Genomic DNA, 5,373 nt, shown 5'->3' with positions numbered 1-5,373 from the left:
ACCAGTGGAAGGTGTCATTGAAGCATTGATGCAGATACGCCAACCATTGGAACAGGCACGCATAGATGATCGAGGCGGCTGCCTGATACGCCGGGAGCGATCATATTGTCAGCGCCGAAGTAATTCCCTAGCTGGACAGGTTTGACGCCGGCGTAATTCCCTAGTTGGTCGCCGGCGTTATTCCCTAGTCAGCGGTTGGGACGAGGGATCCACCCGCCGGGCTTCTTGCACTTGTACACGCCTTGGCTCACTTCCCCAGTGAGCGAGGTCAACATGGCAAGGAGGCAGTTCGAAGTGATCGACGTCGTTGAGGTGTTGCAGCACTGGCATGCCGGCCGGCCGAAGTCGGTGGTGGCCTCGAGTTTGGGTATCGACCCGAAGACCGTCCGCAAGTATGTGGCCAGGGCCGAGGGTGCGGGGCTGGCTCCTGGCGGTCCGCCGTTGGGCCGGGCGGAGTGGGCTGAGTTGGTGCGGGGTTGGTTTCCTGAGCTGGTCGATGCCCGGGCGCGGAGCTTGACGTTCCCGGTGATCGACGCTCACCGGGAGCGGATCAAGGACATGTTGGCCACGAACACGGCGGCCACGGTGTTCCAACGGTTGCGGGACGAGCACGGCCTGAGCGTGGGCGTGTCGAGCTTCAGGTTGTACGTCGCGAACGAGTTTCCGGACGAATCGATGCGGGACCGGGTCACGGTGATGCGGCCCGATGTGGACGCGGGCGAGGAGGCCCAGATCGACTACGGGTTCTTGGGCACCTGGTTCGACCCGCTGACGGGGCGGGCCCGCCGGGTGTGGGCGTTCGTGATGGTGCTGGTGTGTTCGCGTCACATGTTCGTGCGCCCGGTGTTCAGCATGGACGCCCGGTCCTGGGTCGCTTCCCATGTCGCCGCGTTCGCCTTCTTCGGCGGGTCTGTGAGGCGCCTCGTTCCCGATAATTTGGCGACCGGGGTCGCCAAGCCCGACATCTATGACCCGAAGATCAACCGGGCCTATGGTGAGCTCGCCGCCCACTACGGCTGCCTCATAGACCCGGCAAGAGTCCTGAAACCAAAGGACAAACCCCGCGTCGAACGACCGATGCCGTATGTACGCGACTCGCTGTGGCGGGGCCGGGAGTGGCTGGATCTGCCTGACATGCAGGCCGGCGCATTGCGCTGGTGTGTGGAGGTCGCCGGGGTCCGACATCACCGCAGCCTCGACGGTGCCGGGCCCCTGGCGGTGTTCGAGGCGGTCGAGGCCGACGCGCTGATCCCGCTGCCCGCTTCGATCTTCGAGCTGGCCGGATGGTCCAGACCCAAAGTCGGGCCGGACTGCCATGTCCGCGTAGGCCGCTCGTTGTACTCGGTCCCGTGGCGCTACATCGGCCAACAGGTCGACGCCCGCGAGAGCGATCGTCTCGTGGAGCTCTTCGTCGCCGGCCAGGTGATCAAGACGTGGGCGCGGGTGGAGCGGGGCAAGCAGACCGACTGGGCGGACTACCCGCCGGAGAAGGTCGCGTTCTTCATGCGGACCCCGCAGTGGTGCTTGAACCGGGCGGCTGATCTGGGCCCGTCGGTGGTGGCCGTGATCGAGGCGCTGTTCGAGGTCAACGCCATGCACCGACTGCGCTCAGCCCAAGGAGTGGTCCGCCTCGCGGACAAGTGCGGCGCGAAACGCCTGGACGCCGCGTGCGCCCGGGCCATCGCCGTCGGCGACCCGTCGTATCGGACCGTCAAAGGGATCCTGGCGGCGGGCACCGAGTCCGACGACACCGAAACCACCGTCGCCGACGTCGCCCCCGCGCACCTCCACGGCCCCGAGCGGCTCTTCGACCAAGGGCAGGCGTCATGACCGCCCTCGTGGACCTCCTGACGCCCGACCAGCTCGACGGGTTGGCTTGTGCTTCCTGCGGCCGTTCGTTCCGGGAGCCGGGCTCTGCGGCGGTCCCGGTCGGACACCGTCTGTTCGTGTGCTCCGCGTCCGTCCTCGACGACCCCGACAGCCCCCTCGGCGCCGTCCTGTGTGTCCTCGAGCGGATCGGGGTGTCGCCATGACCCGCACCCATCAGCTCGAAGCCAGCCTGCGCACCCTGGGCCTGTCGGGCATGCTCGACACCCTCGAAGCCCGGTTGGGCCAAGCCCAGGCGGGTGAGCTCGGCCACCTCGAGTTCCTCGAAGTGCTGTGCGAAGACGAGATCGGCCGCCGCGACGCCGCCGCCCTGGAACGGCGACTCAAGGCCGCCCGCTTCGAGCAGACCACCACCCTCGAGGACTACAACTTCTCGTTCAACCCCAAGATCCCCGCCGCCCACATCCGCGACCTGGCCACCCTGCGGTTCTTGGACCACGGCCAGAGCGTCGTCCTGCACGGCCCCGTCGGCGTCGGCAAGTCCCACATCGCCCAGGCGCTCGGGCATGCCGCCTGCCGGCACGGTCACAGCGTGATCTTCGCCAAAACCTCCAGGCTGCTCGCCGATCTGGCCGGCGGTCACGCCGATCGCAGCTGGGAGACCCGACTGCGGCGATGGGCCCGCCCAGCCCTGCTGCTGCTCGACGACTTTGCCATGCGCCCGTTCACCCCAACCCAGGCCGACGACCTGTACGAGCTGATCAGCGAACGGGCGGGACGTCCGCTGATCATCACCGCCAATAGGGCCGCCGAAGACTGGTACTCGCTGTTCCCGAACCCCGTCGTGGCCGAATCGATCCTCGACCGCGTCGTCAACGGAGCGCATCACATCCACATGCCCGGCCGCAGCTACCGGCCCAACAACCGGCCCCGTCCCCCAACCGACACGACCCCCAAGACAGCAAAACAATGAGCAGCCCCGCCGCCGTGACGTGCGCCGCGCCGGACTGTGAGCAGCCCGTCCACCGCACCAACCGCACCGGCCGCCCCGCCATCTACTGCACACCGGCGTGCCGGCCCTCCCGCAACCGAACGCCCCGCCAAAACCAAATCACCGTCGAGGTCGAACACCCCGAGGCCAGCCCAGACGGCCGGCCCACCGAACGGGTGTGGGCCGTGCGGCTCAAGCGGGGCGACCAAATCGTCGAGATCGCCGACGGCCTCGGCTGGCCATCAGCCACCGCGCTCGCCCGTGCCCTCGACAACCTGCTCGACGCCAGACCCCGGCCCGCGGCCCCGGGCAGGCCCACCCCGTGAAGCCCGCCCAACCAATATCGTTACGTTACGATAGTCGGGTGGCAACATGCGCCGGGCCGGGCTGCACCAACGTCGTCGCCCACCAAGCCCTCGGTCGGCCCGGTCGCTTCTGCTCCACGGCCTGTCGCGTTCGGGACCATCGCCGACGTCAACGCCTCGCGGCTGCTCCCGTCACCGTCGACGTCGACATGGGCTCAGCCAGCTCGCGGGGCCGTCTGCCCGAACGCGCCTGGCTCGTACGCATCCGACGCGCAGACCGCGCCGTCATCGTCGCCATCGGTCTACAACGCAGCGCCGCCGACCGCCTCGCCGAACAGCTCACCGAACTCCTGACCGACACACCCCAACCCAACGGAGCCGCCATCGACTAGAACACTCATCCCAGGAGCCCGGTGGGGAATTACGGCAACGTCGGGCTAGGGAATAACGCTGGCGTTCACAGGTAGGTGACAACTGTGTGGAAGGTCGCAGAGAGGGTGTTGATGCACGCAGCGTGTGCCGACTGGATCTCTGCCGGGACGGGCGGGGCGCCGGCGAACTGTCCGTAGGCGGGACAGGCATGGAGGAAGGACTGGCCCGTGAGCGCATGGCCGGAGTTGTCGACCGTCGCCGTCGACAACACCCAGTCGTTCGGGATGATCACTCGGGGCGGAGCGACCGAGTAGGTGCGCGTCGAGGCAGAGACGCCCAGGATGCCGAAACCCGTGCTCACTCGTGGAGAGGCGAAGCGAGGTTCGGTCGTACCCAGTGCTCGATCGCGAGGCGTGCGGCGACGAAGCCCACGAGCGTCGCGGCCATCGCCGGGACCGTGCGGCGCACCAGCACGCCTGCCGTGGCCCCGAGTACGAACGCAAACGCCGCGTATCCGATCGGTGCGACGCCGTGCCAGGCGAACGGCCCCACGTCGAAACGGCTCTTGTTCGCTGCGTCGAGCGGGCTCGCCCACCAGTCGACCATCGAGGTGAGCAGTCCACCGATCGCCATGGAACCAAGACCGATGAGACCCAACTTCACTGCAAGCCAGCGCCGTCGGGTGACGCTCTGGGTCCAGGCGAGGCGGAACGTGCCAGTCTCGAACTCGCGGGCGATGAGAGGCGCGCCGAAGAACAGCCCAATGAGCGCGGGCGTGATCGTCACGATGAACGGCACGGCACTCTGCAGGGGCTTGTCGACCTCCAACACCGGGTTTGACGCCGTGGCACAGTCTCCCGTGGCCTTGCAGGCGCTCTGGAACGTGTCGTTCACATGCGCCAGGTGCGGGCCGGTAACCGCGAGCACGATGGCGAGCACGGCGAGCACCCCGAAGCCGACGATCGCCTCCGTGCGAAATTGTCGAAGCGTGACCCTGATCACGGGCGGACCTCCAGCTTCGGCTGGCGCTCTCCTTGGACGCCACGGGTCATGTAGGCGAGGACGAGGTCTTCGAGGCCGAGCTGCTCGACCGTCCAGGAGGGATCCTGCACCGGTTTGTAAGTTCGCACGACGAACATGCTCTGCCGGTCGGTGTGGCTCTCCCCGATGACCTGCTGCTCGCTCGGCAGCGCGATGCGGTCGCGTCGTGGGCCGCTCAGCCGACGATGGGTCGCGAGCAGCTCGTCGATGTCGCCCGCGATCTGGACGCGCGAGTCGACGCGGACGACGAGGTACTCACAGACTCGTTCGAGGTCGGTGACGAGGTGCGAGGAGAGGATGACGCTCGCGCCGTGCTCGACGACCACCTCTATCAGGCCCTGGAGGAACTCACGCCTGGCGAGGGATCGAGGCTCGCAAGGGGCTCGTCGAGCACGAGCAGCTCCGGTCGCTTCGCCACCGCCAAGGTGAGGGCAAGCTGGGCGCGCTGGCCACCCGAGAGTTCCCCCGCCTTCTGGCGAGGGTCGAGCCCGAGGCGCGCCACCCGGTCCTCGGCGAGCCCCGTGTCCCAGCTCGGGTTCATCCACGCGCCGAACCGAAGGTGATCACGGACCGACAGCCCCGCGTAGGTCGGGGCGTCCTGGGCGAGGAAGCCGACGCGGGCGAGCTTGTCTGGTGTCGCGCCGGGGCGCCCACCGAGGACGGCGATCGACCCGGCGGTCGGCCGAAGAAGGCCGACCGAGAGGTGCAGAAGCGTCGTCTTGCCGGCGCCGTTTGGCCCGACGAGCCCGACGACCTTGCTGGCGGGGATGGCGAGGGTGCACTCCGAGAGCGCCCACTTGCGCCCGTAGCGCTTGCCGAGGCCGTTCGCCTCGATGA

General features: G+C 68.0%; 9 protein-coding genes. 5 read left to right on the top strand and 4 right to left on the bottom strand.

Annotation, left to right across the window (positions count from 1 at the left end):
• Positions 1-294: 294 nt before the first annotated feature.
• The 5 genes from istA to VNF71_10905 are packed head-to-tail and all read left to right on the top strand — an operon-like array spanning position 295 to position 3,515.
• Positions 295-1,830, top strand: a complete 1,536-nt coding sequence (istA, locus tag VNF71_10925; protein HVA75061.1) for an IS21 family transposase — start codon at positions 295-297, stop codon at positions 1,828-1,830.
• Positions 1,827-2,033 (top strand): hypothetical protein, encoded by a 207-nt coding sequence (locus VNF71_10920; protein HVA75060.1) that lies wholly within the window; start codon positions 1,827-1,829, stop codon positions 2,031-2,033. The genes istA and VNF71_10920 overlap by 4 nt, the downstream gene beginning before the upstream one ends.
• Positions 2,030-2,800 carry an IS21-like element helper ATPase IstB gene (gene istB, locus VNF71_10915; GenBank protein ID HVA75059.1) on the top strand — a complete coding sequence of 257 codons (771 nt, stop codon included), beginning with the start codon at positions 2,030-2,032 and terminating at the stop codon, positions 2,798-2,800. The genes VNF71_10920 and istB overlap by 4 nt, the downstream gene beginning before the upstream one ends.
• On the top strand, positions 2,797-3,144 hold the full coding sequence (locus VNF71_10910; GenBank protein HVA75058.1) for a hypothetical protein: 348 nt from the start codon (positions 2,797-2,799) through the stop codon (positions 3,142-3,144). The genes istB and VNF71_10910 overlap by 4 nt, the downstream gene beginning before the upstream one ends.
• Positions 3,145-3,182: 38 nt before the next feature.
• On the top strand, positions 3,183-3,515 hold the full coding sequence (locus tag VNF71_10905) for a hypothetical protein (protein ID HVA75057.1): 333 nt from the start codon (positions 3,183-3,185) through the stop codon (positions 3,513-3,515).
• A 65-nt stretch (positions 3,516-3,580) separates the two neighbouring features.
• Here VNF71_10905 and VNF71_10900 read toward each other — a convergent pair whose 3' ends face one another.
• The 4 genes from VNF71_10900 to VNF71_10885 form a co-directional block, all read right to left on the bottom strand.
• The gene (locus VNF71_10900) at positions 3,581-3,856 is read right to left on the bottom strand and encodes a hypothetical protein (GenBank protein HVA75056.1); all 276 of its coding nucleotides are present in this window, start codon (positions 3,854-3,856) and stop codon (positions 3,581-3,583) included.
• Complete coding sequence (locus tag VNF71_10895; GenBank protein HVA75055.1) at positions 3,853-4,497, bottom strand: ABC transporter permease subunit; 645 nt, start codon at positions 4,495-4,497, stop codon at positions 3,853-3,855. Before VNF71_10895 ends, VNF71_10900 begins: the two co-directional genes overlap by 4 nt.
• Positions 4,494-4,862 carry a hypothetical protein gene (locus VNF71_10890; protein ID HVA75054.1) on the bottom strand — a complete coding sequence of 123 codons (369 nt, stop codon included), beginning with the start codon at positions 4,860-4,862 and terminating at the stop codon, positions 4,494-4,496. Before VNF71_10890 ends, VNF71_10895 begins: the two co-directional genes overlap by 4 nt.
• 5 nt (positions 4,863-4,867) lie before the next feature.
• A partial coding sequence (locus VNF71_10885) for an ATP-binding cassette domain-containing protein (protein ID HVA75053.1) occupies positions 4,868-5,373 on the bottom strand: 506 nt, incomplete at its 5' end.

Source organism: Acidimicrobiales bacterium, assembly GCA_035533095.1.
In the GTDB taxonomy this organism is placed as follows: Bacteria; Actinomycetota; Acidimicrobiia; order Acidimicrobiales; family Palsa-688; genus DATLUM01.
This window is presented reverse-complemented; position numbering and strand designations above follow the sequence as displayed.